18 protein-coding genes are annotated in these 20,863 nt (G+C 71.4%); 8 read left to right on the top strand and 10 right to left on the bottom strand.

Going from position 1 to position 20,863, the window contains the following annotated elements:
* The first annotated feature begins 115 nt into the window (after window positions 1–115).
* Both ACFVGW_RS14120 and ACFVGW_RS14115 read left to right on the top strand, forming a co-directional pair.
* Entirely contained in the window at window positions 116–2,434 is a 2,319-nt protein-coding gene (locus ACFVGW_RS14120) for a SpoIIE family protein phosphatase (protein ID WP_385852131.1), read from the top strand.
* 262 nt (window positions 2,435–2,696) lie between these two features.
* Entirely contained in the window at window positions 2,697–3,515 is an 819-nt protein-coding gene (locus ACFVGW_RS14115; protein ID WP_383224181.1) for an MBL fold metallo-hydrolase, read from the top strand.
* Between the two features lie 5 nt (window positions 3,516–3,520).
* Here ACFVGW_RS14115 and ACFVGW_RS14110 read toward each other — a convergent pair whose 3' ends face one another.
* From ACFVGW_RS14110 to ACFVGW_RS14100, 3 genes are all read right to left on the bottom strand, one after another.
* The gene (locus ACFVGW_RS14110; RefSeq protein WP_383224183.1) at window positions 3,521–4,591 is read right to left on the bottom strand and encodes an AI-2E family transporter; all 1,071 of its coding nucleotides are present in this window, start codon (window positions 4,589–4,591) and stop codon (window positions 3,521–3,523) included.
* A 196-nt stretch (window positions 4,592–4,787) separates the two neighbouring features.
* Window positions 4,788–5,750 carry a pirin family protein gene (locus tag ACFVGW_RS14105; RefSeq protein WP_383224185.1) on the bottom strand — a complete coding sequence of 321 codons (963 nt, stop codon included), beginning with the start codon at window positions 5,748–5,750 and terminating at the stop codon, window positions 4,788–4,790.
* Window positions 5,751–5,865: 115 nt separating this feature from the next.
* Window positions 5,866–6,369 carry an SseB family protein gene (locus ACFVGW_RS14100; RefSeq protein ID WP_352187301.1) on the bottom strand — a complete coding sequence of 168 codons (504 nt, stop codon included), beginning with the start codon at window positions 6,367–6,369 and terminating at the stop codon, window positions 5,866–5,868.
* A gap of 179 nt (window positions 6,370–6,548) precedes the next feature.
* On the opposite strand from ACFVGW_RS14100, the gene ACFVGW_RS14095 reads away from it, so the two are divergent.
* The 4 genes from ACFVGW_RS14095 to ACFVGW_RS14080 all read left to right on the top strand — a co-directional run bounded on the left by ACFVGW_RS14095 (window position 6,549) and on the right by ACFVGW_RS14080 (window position 10,493).
* Window positions 6,549–8,378, top strand: a complete 1,830-nt coding sequence (locus ACFVGW_RS14095; RefSeq protein WP_385852130.1) for an acyl-CoA dehydrogenase — start codon at window positions 6,549–6,551, stop codon at window positions 8,376–8,378.
* 108 nt (window positions 8,379–8,486) lie between these two features.
* Entirely contained in the window at window positions 8,487–9,776 is a 1,290-nt protein-coding gene (locus tag ACFVGW_RS14090; protein WP_385852129.1) for a M18 family aminopeptidase, read from the top strand.
* Window positions 9,777–9,830: 54 nt separating this feature from the next.
* Complete coding sequence (locus ACFVGW_RS14085; protein ID WP_352187298.1) at window positions 9,831–10,058, top strand: DUF6458 family protein; 228 nt, start codon at window positions 9,831–9,833, stop codon at window positions 10,056–10,058.
* Between the two features lie 57 nt (window positions 10,059–10,115).
* Window positions 10,116–10,493 carry a hypothetical protein gene (locus ACFVGW_RS14080; protein ID WP_385852128.1) on the top strand — a complete coding sequence of 126 codons (378 nt, stop codon included), beginning with the start codon at window positions 10,116–10,118 and terminating at the stop codon, window positions 10,491–10,493.
* Here the strand turns inward: ACFVGW_RS14080 and ACFVGW_RS14075 are convergent.
* Window positions 10,490–12,322, bottom strand: coding sequence for an NHL domain-containing thioredoxin family protein (locus ACFVGW_RS14075; protein WP_385852127.1), 1,833 nt, complete (start codon window positions 12,320–12,322; stop codon window positions 10,490–10,492). The two genes, ACFVGW_RS14080 and ACFVGW_RS14075, sit on opposite strands and share 4 nt — an antisense overlap.
* 168 nt (window positions 12,323–12,490) lie before the next feature.
* Between ACFVGW_RS14075 and ACFVGW_RS14070 the strand changes: the two genes are divergently transcribed.
* Window positions 12,491–12,976: an LURP-one-related/scramblase family protein gene (locus tag ACFVGW_RS14070; RefSeq protein WP_385852126.1), complete on the top strand. Its 486-nt coding sequence runs from the start codon at window positions 12,491–12,493 to the stop codon at window positions 12,974–12,976.
* 86 nt (window positions 12,977–13,062) lie between these two features.
* Here the strand turns inward: ACFVGW_RS14070 and ACFVGW_RS14065 are convergent, their stop codons facing one another.
* Window positions 13,063–13,836, bottom strand: coding sequence for a carbon-nitrogen family hydrolase (locus ACFVGW_RS14065; RefSeq protein WP_385852125.1), 774 nt, complete (start codon window positions 13,834–13,836; stop codon window positions 13,063–13,065).
* 179 nt (window positions 13,837–14,015) lie between these two features.
* On the opposite strand from ACFVGW_RS14065, the gene ACFVGW_RS14060 reads away from it, so the two are divergent.
* Window positions 14,016–14,840 carry a maleylpyruvate isomerase family mycothiol-dependent enzyme gene (locus tag ACFVGW_RS14060; RefSeq protein ID WP_383224201.1) on the top strand — a complete coding sequence of 275 codons (825 nt, stop codon included), beginning with the start codon at window positions 14,016–14,018 and terminating at the stop codon, window positions 14,838–14,840.
* A 95-nt stretch (window positions 14,841–14,935) separates the two neighbouring features.
* On the opposite strand, the gene ACFVGW_RS14055 is transcribed toward ACFVGW_RS14060, so the two are convergent.
* From ACFVGW_RS14055 to pdhA, 5 genes are all read right to left on the bottom strand, one after another.
* Window positions 14,936–16,249 (bottom strand): nitrate/nitrite transporter, encoded by a 1,314-nt coding sequence (locus tag ACFVGW_RS14055; protein ID WP_385852124.1) that lies wholly within the window; start codon window positions 16,247–16,249, stop codon window positions 14,936–14,938.
* Window positions 16,246–16,887 (bottom strand): GntR family transcriptional regulator, encoded by a 642-nt coding sequence (locus tag ACFVGW_RS14050; protein ID WP_352187289.1) that lies wholly within the window; start codon window positions 16,885–16,887, stop codon window positions 16,246–16,248. Before ACFVGW_RS14050 ends, ACFVGW_RS14055 begins: the two co-directional genes overlap by 4 nt.
* A 217-nt stretch (window positions 16,888–17,104) precedes the next feature.
* The gene (locus ACFVGW_RS14045; protein WP_385852245.1) at window positions 17,105–18,544 is read right to left on the bottom strand and encodes a dihydrolipoamide acetyltransferase family protein; all 1,440 of its coding nucleotides are present in this window, start codon (window positions 18,542–18,544) and stop codon (window positions 17,105–17,107) included.
* Between the two features lie 31 nt (window positions 18,545–18,575).
* Complete coding sequence (locus ACFVGW_RS14040) at window positions 18,576–19,556, bottom strand: alpha-ketoacid dehydrogenase subunit beta (RefSeq protein WP_383224205.1); 981 nt, start codon at window positions 19,554–19,556, stop codon at window positions 18,576–18,578.
* Window positions 19,557–19,558: 2 nt separating this feature from the next.
* Complete coding sequence (gene pdhA / locus ACFVGW_RS14035) at window positions 19,559–20,725, bottom strand: pyruvate dehydrogenase (acetyl-transferring) E1 component subunit alpha (RefSeq protein WP_383224208.1); 1,167 nt, start codon at window positions 20,723–20,725, stop codon at window positions 19,559–19,561.
* Window positions 20,726–20,863: the final 138 nt, after the last annotated feature.

Genomic DNA, 20,863 nt, shown 5'->3' with positions numbered 1-20,863 from the left:
GCGCCGTCGTGACGGGTCGTGACGGCAGACCCGTCCAAGCCTACCGGGCGACCCAAGATCGCATTTCGAATACGCTCAGTGGCGACCTGCTGTCCGATATTCATAAAGTGGGGCAATGCGCACCGAGGATGTCCTGGCCGCGATCGCGACCGGCCTGTGGCGCTGGGACAACGCATCCGGGACCGTCACCCTCGACGCCGAGGCCGCCCGGCTCCTCGGCCTGCCCGCCGAACCGGTCGAACTCACGGAAGCGGCCGTACGCTCCCGGTTTCATCCCGTCGACTGGAACGAGATCGACGGGGTCGTGAACCTCGCCGTCGCCGAAGGGACGCTCGCCGAGGCCCGGCTGCGGATCATGGACGGCGAGGGGCGGGTGATCCGTACGGTACGGAGCCGGTCCAAGCCGCTCATCGACGGTGACGACTACGAACTCGTCGGCACCCTCCAGGAGGTCGCCGAACCGCAGCCGGGCACCGCCGCCCGCACACCCATCACCGGCGACTGGCGGCGCTCGCGCGAGGCGTTCCTGCTCGACGCGGGCCGGGCGCTCGCCGAGGCCCGGTCGACCGCCGAGGTGCTGCGGGTCGCCGCCTCCCTCTCCATGCCGGGCTTCTCTCCGGACGGGCTCGCCGTCTTCGGGGTCGCCGGCGAACGGCTGACGATCATCGGCCACCACGGGCACAACGCGGGCGACGAGGGCCCCTTCACCTCGATGTCGGTGGACACCGACTACCCGGCGGCCGAGGTCGTACGGAACGGGCGGGCGATCTACCTGCCGACACCCGAGGAGTACCTGCGCCGTTTCCCGGTGACCTGGCCGCTGGCGCAGCGGTTCGGCCGGCAGTCCTGGGCGTACCTGCCGCTGATCGTCGCGGGGCGCACCATGGGCGCCTGGATGGCCGCCTTCAAACATCCCGTCGCCTTCACGCCCGACGAGCGCTCCGTCCTCACGACGGTCGCCCGGATGCTCGCCCAGGCCCTCGCCCGCGCCGGGGTGGCCGAGTCCGAGCGCGAGCTGTCGCTCGGCCTGCAGCGCACGATGATGCCCGTCCTCGGCCCCGGCATCCCGGGGCTGCACGTCGCCGCCCGGTACGTCCCGACCGGCGGCGGGCTCCAGGTCGGCGGTGACTGGTACGACATGATCCAGCTGCCGGGCGGCCGCATCGCCCTCGTCATCGGCGACGTCCAGGGCCACGACGTGCGCGCGGCCGGGCTGATGGGCCAGCTGCGGATCGCCCTGCGCGCGTACGCCTCCGAGGGCCACCGGCCCGACGCCGTCCTCTCCCGCGCCTCGCGCTTCCTGTACGGGATCACCGACGGGGACGCCGGCGAGGCGGCCGCGGAGGAGACCGGCCGCGGCGGCGCAGAGCACCCGAACGGGGGCCCACCGGACGGGGGCGCACCGAACGGGGGCGTCGCGCCGGGCGGGGGCGTCGCGCCGGGCGGGGGCGTCGCGCTTCGCGGAGGCATCATGCCGGGCGGAGGCGTCGTGCAGTACGGCGGCGTCGCACCGTACGGCGTCTCTCCGAACGGGGACGGCCGGTCGCCGGACGGGCCGGCCCACGACGTGGGTCCGCGCTTCGCGACCTGCCTCTACCTGGAGATCGACCCGGTCACCGGCGTCGTGGACATCGCCCGCGCCGGGCACCCCGACCCGGCGGTCCGGATGACCGACGGAACGGTGCTGCTGCGCCCCACGGCCGGCGGCCTGCCGCTGGGCATCGTCCCGGACACCGACTACCCGACGACCCGGTTCACCCTGGAGCCCGGCGAGACCCTGATGATGTGCACCGACGGGCTCCTGGAGACCGGCGGCCACGACCTCGACAGCGGCTGGGAGCGGATCCGGGCGCTGCTCGAAGGGCACGCCGAGGGCTCCCTGGAGGACCTCGCCGACAGCCTGGTCGAGGCCGTCCACGGGCCCGGCTCGCACCACACCACGGGGCCGCTCGCCGACCGGCGCGAGGACGACATCGCGATCCTGCTCGTCTCCCGCCAGGGCGCGGCCGTCCGCGAGGCGCCGCGCCGCACCATGATGACCATCGCGCAGGCGGAGCCGGAGCGGATCGCGGCCGCCCGCCGGCACGTGCGGCAGCTGCTCCACGACTGGACGGACGAGGACCAGCTCGACTCGGCGGTCCTGATGGTCTCCGAGATGGTCACCAACGTCCTCATCCACACGGACGGCGACGCGCTCCTCGTCGTGGAGGTGACCTGCACGGGGGAGGCCCGGCGGCTGCGCGTGGAGGTCTCCGACGGCAGCGACGAGCTGCCTCACAAGCGGCATCCGGGGGAGATGGCGTCGTCAGGCCGCGGCCTGGTCCTGATGGAGATGCTGGCGGACGCGTGGGGCGTGGACCCGCGGGGCGAGGGCAAGTCGATCTGGTTCGAACTGAACGAGCCCCCGTCGAAGCGGGGCGACGGCTCCGCATAGCCACCGTGGACGCGCGGGGCGACGGCTCCGCGTAGCCACCGTGGACGCGCGGGGCGACGGCTCCGCATAGCCACCGTGGCCGGCGACCCTGGCGTACCGCGCACCCCGTCCCCGTACAGCGCACCCCCATCCGCGCCGCGCGCCCCCCGGCCCCGCCCCCGCACCGTGCGCCGCTCCCCGCGACACCGCGCGCCCCGCGGTGTCGCGGAGGAGACTGGAGTCGTACGCCCGCCGTCGCCGGGGGGATCACGGAGCGAACGCCATGGACACCCACAAGGTCGGAAGCGACACCACCGTCCTCGCCGACAGCCTCGAAGTGCCGGGCATCGGCCACCTCCCCGTCAGCGCCTACGTCGTCACCGCCACGGAACCGGTCGTCGTCGACACCGGTGTCTCGATATCCGACCGGGACTTCGTCAACGCGCTCGGCTCGGTCGTGGATCCCGCCGACGTCCGCTGGATCTGGCTCACGCACCCCGACCGCGACCACACGGGCGGCATCTTCGACCTGCTCGTGGCCGCACCCCGGGCGAAGGTCGTGACCACCTTCATCGGCGCGGGGATCATGTCGACCGAACGACCGCTGCCGATGGACCGCGTGTACTTCCTGAACCCCGGCCAGTCCCTCGATGTCGGCGACCGCATGCTGCGCGCTTTCAAGCCGCCGCTCTTCGACAACCCCGCCACCGTCGGCTTCTACGACGAGAAGACCCGGATCTGCTTCAGCTCCGACTGCTTCGGCGGCCCGATGCCCACCGCCGAGCTCGCCGAGAGCGGGCACGCCAACGACCTCAAGCCCGAGGAACTGCGGCAGGCACAGCTGCTGTGGGCCTCCGTGGACAGCCCGTGGGTGCACATGGTGGACCCGGCGAAGTACGGGGCGACGATCCAGCCGCTGCGGGAGATGAACCCGGAGATCGTGCTCTCCACCCATCTGCCGCCCGCCGTGCGGATGACCGACCTGATGATCGAGACGATCACGATGGCCACGGACGTGGAGCCGTTCGTGGGCCCGGACCAGGCCGCCCTGGAGCAGATGCTGGCGACCTTCGAGCCGGGCGGCATGCCGGCCGCGACCTGAGCCGTTCAGTCCTCGGGGACGGCGTCCTGCGGCGTCCCGTACCGCCCGCGGAGTTCGCCGATCACGCCGAACGCGGCCGCCGTCAGCGGAACGGCCAGCAGCATGCCCAGGACGCCGGCGACGGACGCGCCGGCCGTGATGGCGAGCATGACGAGGGCCGGGTGCATCTGGACGGTCCTGCTCTGGATCATGGGCTGGAGGACGTTCCCCTCGATGACCTGCACGGCCAGGACGACGCCGAGGACCCAGAGCGCGATGACGAAACCCCGGTCGGCGAGGGCGACGAGGACGGCGACCGCCCCGGAGAGGAAGGCGCCGAGGTACGGGATGTAGGCGGTGACGAAGACCAGCGCGCCGAGCCCGACGGCACCGGGCACCCGCAGGATCAGCAGCCCGACGGTGATGAGGACCGCGTCGACGAGGGCGACGACGGTCGTCCCGCGCATGAAGCCCTCGACGGCCTCGAAGGCACGGCGGCCCATGGCCTCCATCGTGTCGCCGGTCGAGCGGGGTGCGAGGGACCGCAGGGCGCCGGCGGCCTTGTCGGAGTCCCGGAGGAAGAAGAAGATCAGCAGCACGGCGAGGACGGCCATCGCGGCCACCTGGCCGACGACGCTCAGCCCCGAGATCACTCCGGAAGCGGCGGTCCCGCCGAACTTCTCCAGCAGCGCCTTCGCGTTCTTGGCGAGGTCGTCGATCGAGGTCCCCGCCGCACCCAGGTGGTCGGCGATGTCGACGGCGGCCTGCCGCAGCGAGGCGACGATCTGGTCGCCGGTCTCGATGAGCGCGACGACCACGATGTAGGTGGCGCCGCCGACGAAGGCGAGGACGGCGAGCACGGTGAGCCCTGCGGCCAGGGACTTCTGCACCTTCATCTTCACCAGGCGCCGGTACAGCGGTCCGAGGAGCGCCGTGCCGAGGATGGCGAGCAGGACGGGCGTGACGGCCGTCTGGAACACGACGCAGAGCCAGATCCCCACGGCGGCGACCCCCGCGACGAGCAGCAGGACGACGCACCAGGCGGCGACCCGTCGCGCGGGCTCGGGGAGGAGGGGGCGGGGGCTCGGCGTCTGCACCCGTCCACCGGACCACGGCGCCCGGCACGGCGTCCTGCGCTACGGGCCGGACGAGTGACGCACCGTCAGGACGGGTGACGGGGGGCGGTGGCCACAAGGGGGGCAGAACCGGGCAGCAGCCCGACCCCGTACCCCCGTGCGGTACGGGTACCGGACCGGTGCCGGCCCGTACCCGTACCCGTACCGCGCCAGTCCCCTACTCGCCCATCCCGTGCACCGCCGGGATCGTGCCGAGCCTGCCCGCCTGGAAGTCCTCGAAGGCCTGGCGGAGTTCGGCCTGGGTGTTCATGACGAACGGGCCGTAGTGCGCCATCGGCTCACGGATCGGCTGCCCGCCGAGGACGACGACCTCCAGGTCGGGCGTGTGCCCGTCCTGCTTCTCGTCGGCCCGGACGGTGAGCGCACCGCCCTTGCCGAAGACCGCGGTCTGTCCCATGTGGACCGGCCTGCGCTCCGTACCGACGGAGCCGCGGCCCGCGAGGACGTAGACGAGACCGTTGAAGTCCTCGCGCCACGGCAGGTTCACCTCGGCGCCCGGCCGGATCGTCGCGTGGATCATCGAGATCGGGGTGTGGGTGATGCCCGGTCCGGCGTGGCCGTCGAGCTCGCCCGCGATGACGCGGATCAGCGCGCCGCCGTCGGGGGAGGTGAGCAGCTGCACCTGGCCGCCGCGGATGTCCTGGTAGCGCGGGGCCATCATCTTGTCGGACGCGGGCAGGTTCACCCACAGCTGGAGCCCGTGGAAGAGCCCGCCGCTGACGACGAGGGACTCCGGCGGGGCCTCGATGTGGAGCAGCCCGGAGCCGGCGGTCATCCACTGCGTGTCGCCGTTGGTGATGGTGCCGCCACCGCCGTTGGAGTCCTGGTGGTCGAAGGTGCCGTCGATGATGTACGTGACGGTCTCGAAGCCGCGGTGGGGGTGCCACGGGGTGCCCTTGGGCTCTCCGGGGGCGTACTCCACCTCTCCCATCTGGTCCATCATGATGAACGGGTCGAGGTACTGGTAGTTGATCCCGGCGAACGCGCGGCGCACCGGGAAGCCCTCGCCCTCGAATCCGGACGGAGCCGTGGTCACGGCGAGCACGGGGCGGGAGACGGCGTCGGCCGGGGCGGCGACGCGCGGCAGGGTGAGCGGGTTCTCGACAGTCACAGCGGGCATGGCGGGACCTCCTTGTGCGACCAGTTTAGTTGAACAATGAACTTCCTGCCACCCGGAACGCGGAACGCCCGGGAGGAATTCCTCCCGGGCGCTCTCCCGACATGTCCAGCCTGCGTCAGCCGTACATCCGGCGCATCGCGAAGTCGACCATCTGCTCCACGGCCTTCGCGTCGAAGACCATCCGGTGGTCGCCCTCCATGTCGAGGACGAAGCCGTAGCCGGTCGGGAGCAGGTCGATCACCTCGGCGCCGGTGATCACGAAGTACTTCGACTCCTTGCCCGCGTACCGCCGCAGCTCCTTGAGCGACGTGAACATCGGGATGACCGGCTGCTGGGTGTTGTGCAGGGCCAGGAAACCGGGGTTGTCGCCGCGCGGGCAGTAGACCTTCGAGGTCGCGAAGATCTGCTGGAAGTCCTCGGCCGCGAGCGATCCGGTCGTGAAGGCCCGCACGGCGTCGGCGAGGGAGGGCGGCGAGGGCTCGGGGTACAGGGGCGGCTGCTGGCCGTACGGGGCACCCTGCATGCCCGGCATCCCGCCCGCCATTCCGCCGGCCATCGGCTGCTGCGGCGGCGGGGCGTACTGCTGCTGGGCACCCGGGGTCTGCTCGTAGCCGTACATGGTCCCGAGCCTAGTGGTTCCCGGTGAGTACGCGTTCCGCTCACGCGATTGTCGTCACAGATGACCGGATAGGGGTTGCTTCTTATTACCGGTGGGTAGCATCATCGGAGAGAGCATTGCGCTACTCGCTGGTACGTGTACGAGGAACCTGCCTCCCCGATCCTTACGGAGCCGTCGCCATGGGGCACTACAAGTCGAATCTCCGCGACATCGAGTTCAACCTCTTCGAGGTGCTCGGTCGCGACAAGGTGTACGGCACCGGTCCGTTCGAGGAGATGGACGTCGAGACCGCCAAGAGCGTCCTGGAGGAGCTGACCCGCCTCTCCGAGAACGAGCTCGCGGAGTCCTTCGCCGACGCCGACCGCAACCCGCCGGTCTTCGACCCCGAGACGAACACCGCCCCGGTCCCGGCGAGCTTCAAGAAGTCCTACAAGGCCTTCATGGACTCCGAGTACTGGCGTCTGGGCCTGCCCGAGGAGATCGGCGGCACCACCTCCCCGCGCTCCCTGATCTGGGCCTACGCGGAGCTGATCCTCGGCGCGAACCCGGCCGTGTGGATGTACTCCTCCGGCCCGGCCTTCGCCGGCATCCTCTTCAACGAGGGCAACGAGGCGCAGAAGAAGGTCGCGCAGATCGCCGTCGACCGCCAGTGGGGCTCCACGATGGTCCTGACCGAGCCCGACGCCGGTTCGGACGTCGGCGCCGGCCGCACGAAGGCGGTCCAGCAGGAGGACGGCTCCTGGCACATCGAGGGCGTGAAGCGCTTCATCACCTCCGGTGAGCACGACATGGAGGAGAACATCCTCCACTACGTCCTCGCCCGCCCCGAGGGTGCCGGCCCCGGCACCAAGGGCCTCTCCCTCTTCCTCGTGCCCAAGTACCACTTCGACTGGGAGACCGGCGAGCTGGGCGAGCGCAACGGCGTGTACGCCACGAACGTCGAGCACAAGATGGGCCTCAAGGCCTCCAACACGTGCGAGATGACCTTCGGCGACCAGCACCCCGCCAAGGGCTGGCTGATCGGCGACAAGCACGACGGCATCCGCCAGATGTTCCTCATCATCGAGTTCGCCCGCATGATGGTCGGCACGAAGGCGATCTCCACCCTCTCCACGGGCTACCTCAACGCCCTGGAGTACGCCAAGGAGCGCGTCCAGGGCACCGACCTGGCGAACTTCATGGACAAGGCCGCGCCCAAGGTCACCATCACGCACCACCCCGACGTCCGCCGCTCGCTGATGACGCAGAAGGCGTACGCGGAGGGCATGCGCTCCCTCGTCCTCTACACGGCCACCGTGCAGGACGAGATCCAGCTCAAGGAGGCCGCGGGCGAGGACGCGAAGGCCCTCATCGGCCTGAACGACCTGCTGCTGCCGATCGTGAAGGGCTACGGCTCCGAGAAGGGCTACGAGCAGCTCGCGCAGTCGCTCCAGACCTTCGGCGGCTCCGGCTTCCTGCAGGAGTACCCGATCGAGCAGTACATCCGGGACGCCAAGATCGACACCCTCTACGAGGGCACCACGGCCATCCAGGGCCAGGACTTCTTCTTCCGCAAGATCGTCCGTGACCAGGGCGCGTCCCTGAACGCGCTGGCCGAGGAGATCAAGAAGTTCCTCGCGGTCGGCACCGGCGGCGAGGAGCTGTCCGGCGCCCGCGACGCGCTCGCCAAGGCGGCCGTGGACCTGGAGGGCATCGTCGGCACGATGCTCACCGACCTCACCGCCACCGGCGAGGACGTCAAGAACATCTACAAGGTCGGCCTCAACACCACCCGCCTGCTGATGGCCTCCGGCGACGTCGTCGTCGGCTACCTGCTGCTGAAGGGTGCGGCCGTCGCCGCGGAGAAGCTGGCCGCCGGTGCCTCCGCCAAGGACCAGGCGTTCTACGCCGGCAAGATCGCGGCCGCGAAGTTCTTCGCCGCCAACGTCCTGCCGGGCGTCGGCGCCGAGCGTGCGCTGGCCGAGGCCGTCGACGGCTCGCTGATGGACCTGGACGAGGCCGCGTTCTAGTAACGCATCTCGTTCATCGAGGAACGGCTCACTCCCGGGGAGGGGAGTGGGCCGTTCCGTCTTTCGGGGTCCCGGCGCCGCATTCCGGGGCGTGCGTAAGGTGAACCCATGACGAGCACCGCCCGCTTCGACCGCGGCCACACCGACGACCTCATGACCTTCCTGGCGGCCTCCCCGTCGCCGTACCACGCCGTGGCGAACGCCGCCGAGCGGCTCGAGAAGGCCGGCTTCCGACAGGTCGAGGAGACCGCCGCCTGGGACGGGACGACCGGCGGGAAGTACGTGATCCGCGGCGGCGCGCTCATCGCCTGGTTCGTCCCGGAGGGCGCCACCGCCCACACCCCGTACCGGATCGTCGGCGCGCACACCGACTCCCCCAACCTGCGCGTCAAGCCGCAGCCCGACATGGGCGCGCGGGGCTGGCGCCAGGTCGCCGTCGAGATCTACGGCGGGACGCTGCTCAACACCTGGCTCGACCGCGACCTCGGCCTCGCGGGCCGTCTGACCATGCGGGACGGCAGCCACCACCTGGTGAACGTGGACCGCGCGGTGCTGCGCGTCCCGCAGCTCGCGATCCACCTCGACCGGCAGGCCAACGAGGGCCTCAAGCTCGAACGGCAGCGCCACATGCAGCCGATCTGGGGCCTCGGCGAGGTGCACGAGGGCGACCTGATCCGCTTCGTGGCGGAGGAGGCGGGCGTCGACGCGGAGGACGTCGGCGGCTGGGACCTGATGGTCCACGCCATCGAGGCCCCCGCCTACCTCGGCCGCGACCGCGAACTCCTCGCCGGGCCGCGCATGGACAACCTGATCTCCGTCCACGCCGGCGTGGCCGCGCTCGCCGCCGTCGCGGGCCGCGCCGACCTCCTGTACATCCCCGTCCTCGCCGCCTTCGACCACGAGGAGAACGGCTCCGAGGCCGACACCGGCGCCCAGGGCCCGCTCCTCGGCAACGTCCTGGAGCGCTCCGTGTACGCGCGCGGCGGCGCCTACGAGGACCGCGCCCGCGCCTTCGCCGGATCGATCTGCCTCTCCTCGGACGTCGGCCACGCGGTCCACCCCAACTACGCGGAGCGCCACGACCCGACCCACCACCCGCGCCCCAACGGCGGCCCGATCCTGAAGGTGAACGTCAACCAGCGGTACGCCACCGACGGCAGCGGGCGCGCGGTGTTCGCCGCGGCCTGCGAGAAGGCGGGCGTGCCGTGGCAGTCCTTCGTCTCCAACAACGACATGCCCTGCGGCACGACGATCGGCCCGATCACGGCGGCCCGCCACGGCATCAGCACGGTCGACATCGGCGTGGCCTGCCTGTCGATGCACAGCGCCCGTGAACTCTGCGGCTCGGAGGACCCGTACCTCCTGGCGAACGCACTCGTCGCGTTCCTGGAGGGGTAGCGCGCGGATACCCGGGTACGCGATCCCAACTACCCCACTAGGGAGGCGGGATTCATGGGCCTGGGAGGCTGCATCATCCTCATCGCCGTGGGCGCGATCCTCACGTTCGCCACGGACTGGGAGCTCGACGGCATCAACCTCGACCTGGTGGGACTGATCATGATGGCGGTCGGTCTCATCGGCGTCGCGACCTTCACCAGCATCGCGCGGCGCCGGCGGGTCGTCGTACCTTCGGCAGCCCCCACGGTCGTGGAGGAGGAACGGCGCGACCGCGGCTACTGAGCGGCGCCCACGACGACGAAACATCCGGGAAAGGCCGCCCCTGGCACCGTCGGCCTCATGGATCGTCACGAAGGCCCGTCCCGGGGGAAGTTCGCCGCCTGCCTCACCACGGCCGTGCTCGTCGGCACGGCCGTGGCGGGCTACGGCATCGCCCGGTACGACGAACGCCCGCCCTGGGGCACCGACATCGCCTACGAGGGCGGGTACCTGCAGGCCGTCCGGATCCGGAAGGCGGACGTCACCGGGGAGCGCACCCGCGCCCTGCTGTCGGGTGAGTGCGCCGAGATGGAGCGCACGGGCATGGGCGGCGACCGGGCCGCGCACGACCCGGCCGCCTGGGTCACCGGCTGCCTGGACGGCGCGGCCGGCCGCCCGTCACAGAACCAGGGACTCCTGCACTGGCCCGGGCGCCCCCAGGCGGTGCGGGGGCGCTAGGCGTCCATGCCCGCCAGGATGAGCGGAAGGCGGGTGACGCCGTCGGGCGTCACCTTCACCGGGACGCCCCAGTCCTGCTGGTGCACATGGCAGGCCGGGTACTCGTTGGCCGGGTCGTCGTCGCAGGACGCGGCCATCGCCGAGACGTGCAGGACGCCCTCGGTGATCTCCGGGTCGAGGTCGAGCTCCCGGAAGAGGTCCGTACCCGTGCCCGCGCCGCCGACCAGCAGCTCCGGCGGCGTCGAGGAGACCAGGAGCCGGGTGGAGGGGCCGTAGCGCTCGTCGAGCTTCTGACCCGTCGGCGCCTGGAAGACCACGTCGAGCCGGAGGCGGCCCGGCGCGACCTCGGTGGCCTCGCGCTGCGTGCGGTGCGCGACCGCCTCGACCTGGACCGCCTCCTCGGGCAGCCGCAGCCGGGTCAGCCGGTGCCGCGCCGACTCGACGACCACGATCTCGTCGCCGACGAGCACGGCGTCGCTCGGCTCGCGCAGGTCGGTCGCCAGCGTCGTCACCTCGCCGGACGCCGGGTCGAAGCGGCGCAGGGCGTGGTTGTACGTGTCGGAGACCGCGACCGAGCCGTCGGGCAGGGCGGTCACGCCGAGCGGGTGCTGGAGCAGCGCCTGGCCGGCGTCGCCGTCGCGGTGGCCGAAGTCGAAGAGCCCGGTGCCGACGGCCGTGTGGACGACGCCCTCGGTGTCGATCCAGCGCAGGGCGCTCGTCTCGGAGTCGGCGATCCACAGCCGGTCCTCGGTGGCGGCGAGCCCGGAGGGCTGCGCGAACCAGGCCTCGGCGGCCGGCCCGTCGACGAGCCCCTCGTTCGTCGTACCGGCCGCGACCGCGACGGTCCGCGTCTGCGGGTCGTACGTCCACAGCTGGTGGACACCGGCCATCGCGATCCAGACCTTGCCCTGCCACCAGGCCACGTCCCACGGCGAGGAGAGGTCCACGTCCAGGGCCGGACCGGAGGTCGGCGAGCCCTGCCACCACTGCGTGCCGGTGCCGGCGATCCGCTCGATCACGCCGGTGGCGGGGTCGTACGTGCGCAGCGCGTGGTTCACGGTGTCGGCGACGACGACCTTGCCGTCGGGGAGCACGGTGAGTCCCTGCGGCTCGCGGAAGTCGCCGTCCCCGATGCGCCGCACCACGGTCTCGCCGTCCGGCTCCAGCTCGACGAGCTGGTGGCGGGTGGTGTCGGAGACGAGGAAGTTCCCCGTGGGGAGGAGGACGGCCTTGCCGGGGAAGCGCAGGTCGGTCGCGACCGGCTCCGGCGGCACGTACGGTCCGTCCCCACGCCGCAGCGTGCCCTTGGCCTCGTGCTCGGCCTCCAGCTCCTCCACGAGCGTCCGGATCGCGTTCGCGTGCCCCTCGCCCGCGTGCTGGGCGACGACGTACCCCTCGGGGTCGATGACGACGAGCGTCGGCCAGGCGCGTACGGCGTACTGCTTCCAGGTCGCGAGCTCGGGGTCGTCGAGAACGGGGTGATGCACCTCGTACCGCTCGACGGCATCGACGACGGCCTGGTGCTCGGCCTCATGGACGAACTTCGGGGAGTGCACGCCGACGATCACGAGCGTGTCGCGGTGCTTCTCCTCCAGGTCACGGAGCTCGTCGAGGACGTGCAGGCAGTTGATGCAGCAGAAGGTCCAGAAGTCCAGGATCAGGATCTGTCCCCGGAAGTCGGCGAGCGTCAGCTCCTTCCCTCCGGTGTTGATCCAGCCGCCCTTGCCGATCAGCTCGGGGGCACGGACACGGGCACGGCGGCGGGGCGCGGCGGTGGACGCGGGCACGGGCGCGGGCGCGGGGGTGTGCGCCGGGACGGCATCGTTCATGCTTCAAGCTTGCCATCCGGCTGTGAACGGCGGATCACACGCCTGCGGCACGCACGACCGAGACCTTCTTCTGATCATGAGCGTGACCATGAACGTGCCCCCGAGCGGTGCCCCTGACGCCCCCGTTCGCACCGCGTGAAGCGCCACCCGGCGGGGAACGCATCCGGTATGAAATATCTCGTACGGGACAAAATCTTCGCCGTCGGTGACGACTACTGGATCGAGGACGAGCGCGGCCGCCATGCCTTCCTGGTCGACGGCAAGGCGCTGCGGCTGCGCGACACGCTGGAGCTGAAGGATCCCACCGGGCATGTCCTGGTCACGCTGCGGCAGAAGATGTTCAGCCTGCGGGACGCGATGACAATCGAGCGCGACGACCGGCCGCTCGCCACCATCCGCAGGAAGCGGCTCTCCCTGCTGCGCAACCACTACCGGGTCACCCTCATCGAGGGCACCGAGCTGGACGTCAGCGGGCGGATCCTGGACCGGGAGTTCACGGTCGAGTACGACGGCGAACTGCTCGCCCACATCTCCCGGCAGTGGTTCCGCGTCCGGGACACCTACGCCGTGAACGTCGTCCGCGAGGACGCCGACGCCCCGCTGCTCATCGCGGTCGCCGTGTGCGTGATCCGGATGGCGGAGCGGGAGGACTAGCGCGGGCGCTCCGGGTGCGCGGCGCACCGCATGCTCCGGGTACGCGGTGCACCGCACCCGTACGCCCTCCTGCCGCACCCGGTCCTTTACAGCACCCGGTCCTTCAGCGCCGGGAACTGTTCCCTCGTCGTGGTCACCCGTTCCGCGTCCAGTTCCACCCGCAGGATCTCCTCGTCCGGGCCCGCCTCCGCGAGGACCTCGCCCCACGGGTCCACCGCGATCGAGTGCCCGGCCTGCTCCACGCCCGCGTGGGTGCCGGCCGTGCCGCAGGCCAGCACGTACGCCTGGTTCTCCACCGCCCGCGCCTGCGCGAGCAGCGTCCAGTGGGCGCGGCGGCGGGCCGGCCAGCCGGCCGGGACGACGAAGGCCTGGGCGCCCGCGTCCACCAGGCCCCGGAAGAGCTCGGGGAAGCGCAGGTCGTAGCAGGTGCCGACACCCACCGTCAGCTCCGGCAGGTCGACCGTCACCAGTTCGTCCCCCGCCGCCATCATCACGGCCTCGCCCTTGTCGAAGCCGAAGCGGTGGATCTTCCGGTAGGAGGCCACGAGGTCTCCCGACGGGGAGAGGACGAGCGAGGTGTTGAAGAGCGCCCCCTCGGCCGCCTCGACGATCGATCCGGCGTGCAGCCAGACGCCCGCGTCCCGGGCGGCCGCCGCCATCGCCTCGTACGTGGGGCCGCGCAGCGGTTCGGACTCCGCCGCGAAGGACTCGTACGCGAACGCGCCCATCGGCCACAGCTCCGGCAGGACGACGAGATCCGCGGCGCCGCGCTCGGCCCGCACCAGCTCCGCCACCCGCGCGCGGCGCGATACGACCGGTTCGTCCGGGTCTACTGCGATCTGGATCAGCGAGGCGCGCACACTACCACCGTCCTGGCATTCGAGCCGTCAACACGGGCCTACGATCGTCACACGAAAGCACTGCCGGGGTGCCTTCGGGCAGCGTAACTTAGCGTCCGAGCCTCCCACGCAGTCTTGTCTCCAGCCCGCCTGTCCGCTCGATCGTCAGCCCGTGCACCGCAGAACCGCCGAGGGGTCCCGTGACCGTCCATCCCAGCCTTCAGACCTACGCCGACGCCTGGACCCACTCCATCGAAGCGATATCCGAGCTGGTGCAGCCGCTCGTGGAAGGCGAATGGAACCGCGCGACACCGTGCCCGGGCTGGTCGGTGCGCGACATCGTGTCCCATGTCATCGGCCTGGAGTGCGAGATGCTCGGCGATCCGCGCCCCATCCACTCCCTGCCCCGCGATCTCTACCACGTGCGCAGTGAGTTCGCGCGCTACATGGAGATGCAGGTCGACGTACGGCGGCACCACACGGGCCCCGAGATGACGTCGGAGCTGGAGTACATCCTGATCCGCCGCGCCCGTCAGCTGCGCAACGAGAACCGGCAGCCGGACCATCTGATCCGCGCCCCGCTCGGCGCCGAGCAGACCCTCGAAGTGGCGTATCGGATGCGGGCCTTCGACGTCTGGGTGCACGAGCAGGACCTGCGGATCGCCCTCGGGAAGCCGGGCAACCTGGACTCCCCCGGCGCGCTGGTGACCCGGGACAACCTGCTCGCCGCGCTGCCGAAGGTCGTCGCGAAGGACGCGGGCGCGCCCCCGAACTCGGCGGTCGTGGTGGACGTGCACGGCCCGGTGGAGTTCCTGCGGACGGTACGGGTCGACGCGGAGGGCCGCGGCTCGGTCGACGGGGCCCCGTCGCTGGGTCCGGCGGTGACGCTGGCGCTGGACTGGGAGACGTACGTACGGCTGGCGTGCGGCCGGGTCCGTCCGGCGGCGGTCGCCGACCGGATCAAGATCGAGGGCGACACGGACCTGGCGCAGGCCATCCTGGACAACTTCGCCGTCACTCCCTGACGGCGCCCGGCCCCGCATCACGCGCGCCCCGTCACTCCCTGACGGCGCCCGGCCCGGGCATCACGCGTACCGTCACTCCCTGACGGCGCCGGGGGTCACGCCGGTACGTGGACCGTCTCGACGCGGCTGGCGACGAGGCGTTCCCTCTCCCGGCGGGCCGTGCGGGACTTCAGGCGCAGGATCTGCACGACGCCCAGCGCCTCCAGGACGAAGACGGACGAGAAGGCGATCCGGTAGTTGTCGCCGGTGGCGTCGAGGAGGATGCCGACCGCGAGCAGCGTCGTCATCGAGGCCGTGAAACCACCCATGTTGACGATTCCCGATGCCGTCCCCTGACGCTCCGGCGGGTTGGCGGGGCGGGCGAAGTCGAAGCCGATCATCGAGGCGGGGCCGCACGCCCCGAGGACCGCGCAGAGGGTGATCAGCAGCCACATCGGTGCGTGGTCGCCGGGGTGGGCGAGCGTGGCGGCCCACAGCAGCGCCGTCGCCCCGACCGTGCCGAGGGCGAGCGGGGCCCTGGCCGCGTGGTGCCGGGCGATGATCTGCCCGTACGCGAGTCCCACCACCATGTTGGAGAGCACGACCAGGGTCAGCAGCTCGCCCGCGACGCCCCGGGAGAGCCCCTGTGCCTCGACGAGGAACGGCAGCCCCCACAGCAGCAGGAACACCATCGCGGGGAACTGGGTCGTGAAGTGCACCCACATGCCGAGCCGGGTGCCGGGCTCCCGCCAGGACTCGGCGATCTGCCGGCGGACGAACACGGCGCCCGCGTGCGGGGCGGGCGGCGGCTCGTGGCCCTCGGGGTGGTCCTTGAGGAAGAGCAGCAGCAGGACGAGCACGAGGACGCCGGCGAGGGAGCTGCCGACGAAGGTGGTCGTCCAGCCCACGCCGTGCAGGGCCCGGGCGATGACGATGGTGGAGACGAGGTTGCCGGCCATGCCGAAGAGCGCGGCGACCTGGCCGATGAGGGGTCCGCGCCGGGCGGGGAACCAGCGGGTGCCCAGGCGCAGCACGCTGATGAAGGTCATCGCGTCGCCGCAGCCGAGCAGCGCGCGGGCGGTGAGCGCCATGCCGTACGAGGGGGCGAGCGCGAAGCCGAGCTGGCCGATCGTGAAGAGCACGACGCCGATGGTCAGCACCTTCTTGGTGCCGAGCCGGTCGACCATGAGGCCGACCGGTATCTGCATCCCGGCGTAGACCAGCAGCTGGAGTATGGAGAAGGTGGAGAGGGCCGAGGCGTTGACGTCGAAGCGGTCGGCGGCGTCGAGTCCGGCGACTCCCAGGGACGTACGGAAGATGACGGCGACGAAGTAGACGGCGACGCCGACGCCCCAGACGAGGGCGGCGCGCCGGCCTCCGGGCGGGTCACCGGGGAGGGTGACGGCTGATCCGAATCCGTCGCGGCTCACCTGTCCTCACCCCGGACCAGGACCTTGACCCAGCTCAGGTGCTGACGGACGCAGCCCGCCGCGCCCTCGACGTCACCGGCCCTGATCCGCTCCAGGATCTCGGCGTGCTCGGTGATGTTCTTGGCGATCCGGTCGGGCTGGGACTGCATGACGGCGACGCCCATCCGCAGCTGACGGTCGCGCAGCTGGTCGTAGAGGCGGGCGAGGATCTGGTTCCCGGCGTACTTGACGATCTCGGCGTGGAAGCAGCGGTCGGTGACGGCGACCTCCGCGAGGTCCCCGACCTCGGCGTGCCGCTTCTGCTCCTCCAGGAGCTCTTCGAGCCGTTCGACGAGCGCGGGAGAGGCCGGGACGGCACGGCGGACGGCGAACTCCTCGACGAGCAGCCGGGTCTCGACGACATCGGCGATCTCCTGCGCGGAGACGGCGAGGACGAGGGCGCCCTTCTTCGGGTAGAGCTTGAGCAGCCCTTCCATCTCCAGCTTCAGCAGGGCCTCGCGTACGGGGGTCCGGGACACCCCGACGGCCAGGGCGAGTTCGCCCTCGGTGAGCAGCGTGCCGCCCTCGTAACGGCGGTCGAGGACAGCCTGCTTGACGTGCATGTAGACGCGGTCGGCTGCTGGGGGTGCGGATGCCATGCGCACAGCTTAGATACAACAGGGGTGCATCAGTCGGCCCTGTCCGCGATGCGGACGGCTTCCGGAGCCGACCCGAAACCGGCCCGGAGTCGGCCCGAAGGCGACCCCGAAAACACACCCGGCCGGAGGCGTTTGCCTCCGGCCGGGTGTTGTTTCACGTGAAACAGTGCAACTCGGGCACCGAGTCAGCGATGGACCCGGAACCGGGCCCGCTGGTTCAGGACCAGGTCATCAGGCGCTTGGGCTGCTCCAGGATCGCCGCCACGTCGGCAAGGAACTTCGAGCCCAGCTCGCCGTCCACCAGGCGGTGGTCGAACGACAGGGCCAGAGTGGTGACCTGACGCGGCTTCACCTTGCCCTTGTGGACCCACGGCTGGAGCTTGATCGCACCGACCGCGAGGATCGCGGACTCGCCGGGGTTCAGGATGGGCGTACCGGTGTCGACGCCGAAGACGCCCACGTTGGTGATGGTGAACGTGCCGCCCTGCATCGCGGCCGGGGTCGTCTTGCCCTCGCGGGCGGTGGCGACCAGCTCGCTCAGGGACGTCGACAGCTCCGGCAGGGTCTGGGCGTGCGCGTCCTTGATGTTCGGCACGATCAGACCGCGCGGGGTCGCCGCGGCGATGCCCAGGTTGACGTAGTGCTTGAGCACGATCTCCTGGTTCGCCTCGTCCCAGGCCGCGTTGATCTCCGGGTTGCGCCGGACGGCGACCAGGACGGCCTTGGCGATGAGGAGCAGCGGGTTGACCCGCAGGCCCGCCATGTCCTTGTCGGCCTTGAGCTCCTCGACCAGCTTCATCGTGCGCGTGATGTCGAAGGTGACGAACTCGGTGACGTGCGGTGCGGTGAAGGCCGAGCCGACCATCGCGGCCGCCGTGGCCTTCCGTACGCCCTTGATCGGGACACGCGTCTCGCGGGCGTCCGTGGACGTCACGGCCGAGGGCGCCGCGGCGGGCGCCGGGGCCTGGACCTGAGCCGGAGCCACGGCCACGGGCGCGGGGGCCTCGACGGCAGCCGGCGCCGGGGCGGCGGCCGCGTGGACGTCCTCGCGGGTGATGATCCCGTCCGGACCGGTCGGGACGACCGTCGTCAGGTCGACGCCGAGGTCCTTGGCCAGCTTCCGCACGGGAGGCTTGGCCAGCGGGCGGGCGGCGGTCGCGGTGGAGCCGCCGTGGCCGTTGAGCTCGCCCTGGATCGCGGAGGCGGCCGGCGCGGGCGCGGCCTGCGCGGAGGCGCCCTGCGAGGGGACGCCCGCACCCTTGCGGGCTCGGCGCTTGGTCGAGCTCGCGGCCACGCCGTAACCGACCAGGACGGGCTGACGGCCCTGCGGCTCACCCTCCTCGGCCGGCGCCTCGGCGGCGGGAGCGGCGGCCGCAGCGGGGGCCGCAGCCTCCACGGGCGCCTGGGCGACCGGAGCCTCGGCCGCCGGAGCCCCACCGCCCACGTTCACCGAGATGATCACCTGGCCGACGTCGACCGTCGTGCCCTCGGGGAAGAGCAGGTCGTGGACCGTGCCGTCGAAGGGGATCGGCAGCTCGACGGCCGCCTTCGCCGTCTCGACCTCGCACACGACCTGACCGTCGGTGACCGAGTCACCGGGCTGGACGTACCACTTGAGGATTTCGGCCTCGGTGAGGCCCTCGCCCACGTCGGGCATCTTGAATTCGCGGATCGTCACGGTGCTCTCCTCAGTACGCCAGCGAGCGGTCGACGGCGTCGAGCACGCGGTCCAGGCCCGGCAGGTACTCCTCCTCCAGGCGCGCCGGCGGATACGGCGCGTGGTAGCCGCCGACCCGCAGGACGGGGGCCTCCAGGTGGTAGAAGCAGCGCTCGGTGATACGGGCGGCGATCTCCGCTCCGGAGCCGAAGAAGACCGGGGCCTCGTGGACCACGACCAGGCGACGGGTCTTCTCGACCGAGGCCTGGACGGTGTCGAAGTCCAGCGGGGAGATCGAGCGCAGGTCCACGACCTCGACCGACTTGCCCTCCTCGGCGGCGGCCGCGGCGGCCTCCAGGCAGGTCTTCACCATCGGGCCGTACGCGACGAGCGTGAGGTCCGTGCCCTCGCGGGCGACCCGGGCCTTGTGCAGCTCGCCGGGGATGGCCTCGGTGTCGAGCTCGCCCTTGTCCCAGTAGCGGCGCTTGGGCTCGAAGAAGATCACCGGGTCGTCGCTCTGGATCGCCTGCTGGAGCATCCAGTAGGCGTCCGAGGGGTTCGCCGGGGTGACGACCTTGAGGCCCGCGACGTGCGCGAAGAGCGACTCGGGGGACTCGGAGTGGTGCTCGACGGCGCCGATGCCACCGCCGTACGGGATGCGGATGACGATCGGCATCTTCACCGTGCCGAGCGAACGGGCCCGCATCTTCGCCAGCTGGGAGACGATCTGGTCGTACGCCGGGAAGACGAAGCCGTCGAACTGGATCTCCACGACCGGCCGGTAGCCGCGCAGCGCGAGACCGATCGCGGTGCCGACGATGCCGGACTCGGCAAGCGGGGTGTCGATGACCCGGTCCTCGCCGAAGTCCTTCTGCAGGCCGTCGGTGATCCGGAAGACACCGCCGAGCTTGCCGACGTCCAGGCCCATGACCAGGACCTTGGGGTCGGTCTCCAGGGCCTTGCGCAGCGACTCGTTGAGCGCCTTCGCCAGGGGAAGCTTCTGAACAGCCATGGTTACTCGGCCTCTCCGCCCTCGAAGGACGCCTGGTAGGCGGCGAACTGCGCGCGCTCCTCGTCGACGAGCGCGTGCCCGTCCGCGTACACGTTGTCGAACATCGCCATGTGCTCCGGGACGGGCATGGCGCGGACGACCTCGCGGACGTGCTTGCCCAGCGCCTCGCTCTCCGTCTCCAGCTCCTCGAAGAAGGCGGCGTCGGCGTGGCCCTCGCGCTCCATGTAGGCCTTGAGGCGCAGGATCGGGTCCTTGGCCTCCCACTCCTCGCGCTCCGCGTCGCGGCGGTAGCGGGTCGGGTCGTCGGAGGTGGTGTGGGCGGCCATGCGGTAGGTGTACGCCTCGATGAGCGTCGGGCCCTCGCCGCGGCGGGCGCGCTCGAGCGCCGACCGGGTCACGGCCAGGCACGCGAGGACGTCGTTGCCGTCGACGCGGACGCCGGGGAAGCCGAAGCCGCGGGCGCGCTGGTAGAGCGGGACGCGGGTCTGCTTCTCGATGGGCTCGGAGATCGCCCACTGGTTGTTCTGGCAGAAGAACACGACCGGGGCGTTGTAGACCGCGGAGAAGACGAACGACTCGTTGACGTCGCCCTGGCTGGAGGCACCGTCGCCGAAGTACGCGATCACGGCGGAGTCCGCGCCGTCCTTGGCGATGCCCATGGCGTAGCCGGTGGCGTGCAGGGTCTGCGAGCCGAGGACGATCGTGTACAGGTGGAAGTTGTTGCTGTTGGGGTCCCAGCCACCGTTGTTCACGCCGCGGAACATGCCGAGGAGGTTGGTGGGGTCGACCCCACGGCACCAGGCGACGGCGTGCTCGCGGTAGGTCGGGAAGACGTAGTCGTCGTCGCGGAGGGCGCGGCCGGAGCCGATCTGGGCGGCCTCCTGGCCCAGCAGCGACGCCCACAGGCCCAGCTCGCCCTGGCGCTGCAGGGCGGTGGCCTCGGCGTCGAAGCGACGGCTGAGGACCATGTCGCGGTAGAGGCCGCGCAGCTCCTCGGCGCTCAGGTCGATGTCGTACTCGGGGTGCTGGACGCGCTCCCCTTCGGGCGTCAGCAGCTGAACGAGCTCGGGCTCGGAAGTCTGGGACTTCTTGGCGCTCGCGCTGGCAGTGCGCTTGGTGCCGCTGCTGCGTCGCGTCGTCTTGCGCGCGGCAGTGCTCTCCACGGTCACGTGCGTGCTCCTCCGTCGGTCCGGCCCCCGGGGTTGCCGGGAAAGGCCAGTGCGGCTCGCCTGAATCCGTACTCGCGCACGGGGTGGGTGCGACTCGGCCGGGCCAGGCGTGACAGGTGCCCCGGCGAGCGCCCTGTC

The sequence above is a fragment of the Streptomyces sp. NPDC127129 genome (assembly GCF_042671585.1).
Taxonomy (GTDB): Bacteria; Actinomycetota; Actinomycetes; order Streptomycetales; family Streptomycetaceae; genus Streptomyces.
The sequence above is the reverse complement of the archived record's forward strand: the minus strand, read 5'-3'. Positions and strand labels throughout refer to the sequence as shown.

What these genes read in the sequence shown, in the direction of transcription:
- ACFVGW_RS14120 (WP_385852131.1), top strand. Translation starts at nt 116, where the DNA reads ATGCGCACCGAGGATGTCCTGGCCGCGATCGCGACCGGCCTGTGGCGC.
- ACFVGW_RS14040 (WP_383224205.1), bottom strand. Translation starts at nt 19,556, where the DNA reads ATGGCTGTTCAGAAGCTTCCCCTGGCGAAGGCGCTCAACGAGTCGCTG.
- ACFVGW_RS14045 (WP_385852245.1), bottom strand. Translation starts at nt 18,544, where the DNA reads ATGCCCGACGTGGGCGAGGGCCTCACCGAGGCCGAAATCCTCAAGTGG.
- ACFVGW_RS14050 (WP_352187289.1), bottom strand. Translation starts at nt 16,887, where the DNA reads ATGGCATCCGCACCCCCAGCAGCCGACCGCGTCTACATGCACGTCAAG.
- ACFVGW_RS14115 (WP_383224181.1), top strand. Translation starts at nt 2,697, where the DNA reads ATGGACACCCACAAGGTCGGAAGCGACACCACCGTCCTCGCCGACAGC.
- ACFVGW_RS14095 (WP_385852130.1), top strand. Translation starts at nt 6,549, where the DNA reads ATGGGGCACTACAAGTCGAATCTCCGCGACATCGAGTTCAACCTCTTC.
- ACFVGW_RS14090 (WP_385852129.1), top strand. Translation starts at nt 8,487, where the DNA reads ATGACGAGCACCGCCCGCTTCGACCGCGGCCACACCGACGACCTCATG.
- ACFVGW_RS14075 (WP_385852127.1), bottom strand. Translation starts at nt 12,322, where the DNA reads ATGAACGATGCCGTCCCGGCGCACACCCCCGCGCCCGCGCCCGTGCCC.
- ACFVGW_RS14085 (WP_352187298.1), top strand. Translation starts at nt 9,831, where the DNA reads ATGGGCCTGGGAGGCTGCATCATCCTCATCGCCGTGGGCGCGATCCTC.
- ACFVGW_RS14080 (WP_385852128.1), top strand. Translation starts at nt 10,116, where the DNA reads ATGGATCGTCACGAAGGCCCGTCCCGGGGGAAGTTCGCCGCCTGCCTC.
- ACFVGW_RS14100 (WP_352187301.1), bottom strand. Translation starts at nt 6,369, where the DNA reads ATGTACGGCTACGAGCAGACCCCGGGTGCCCAGCAGCAGTACGCCCCG.
- ACFVGW_RS14105 (WP_383224185.1), bottom strand. Translation starts at nt 5,750, where the DNA reads ATGCCCGCTGTGACTGTCGAGAACCCGCTCACCCTGCCGCGCGTCGCC.
- ACFVGW_RS14070 (WP_385852126.1), top strand. Translation starts at nt 12,491, where the DNA reads ATGAAATATCTCGTACGGGACAAAATCTTCGCCGTCGGTGACGACTAC.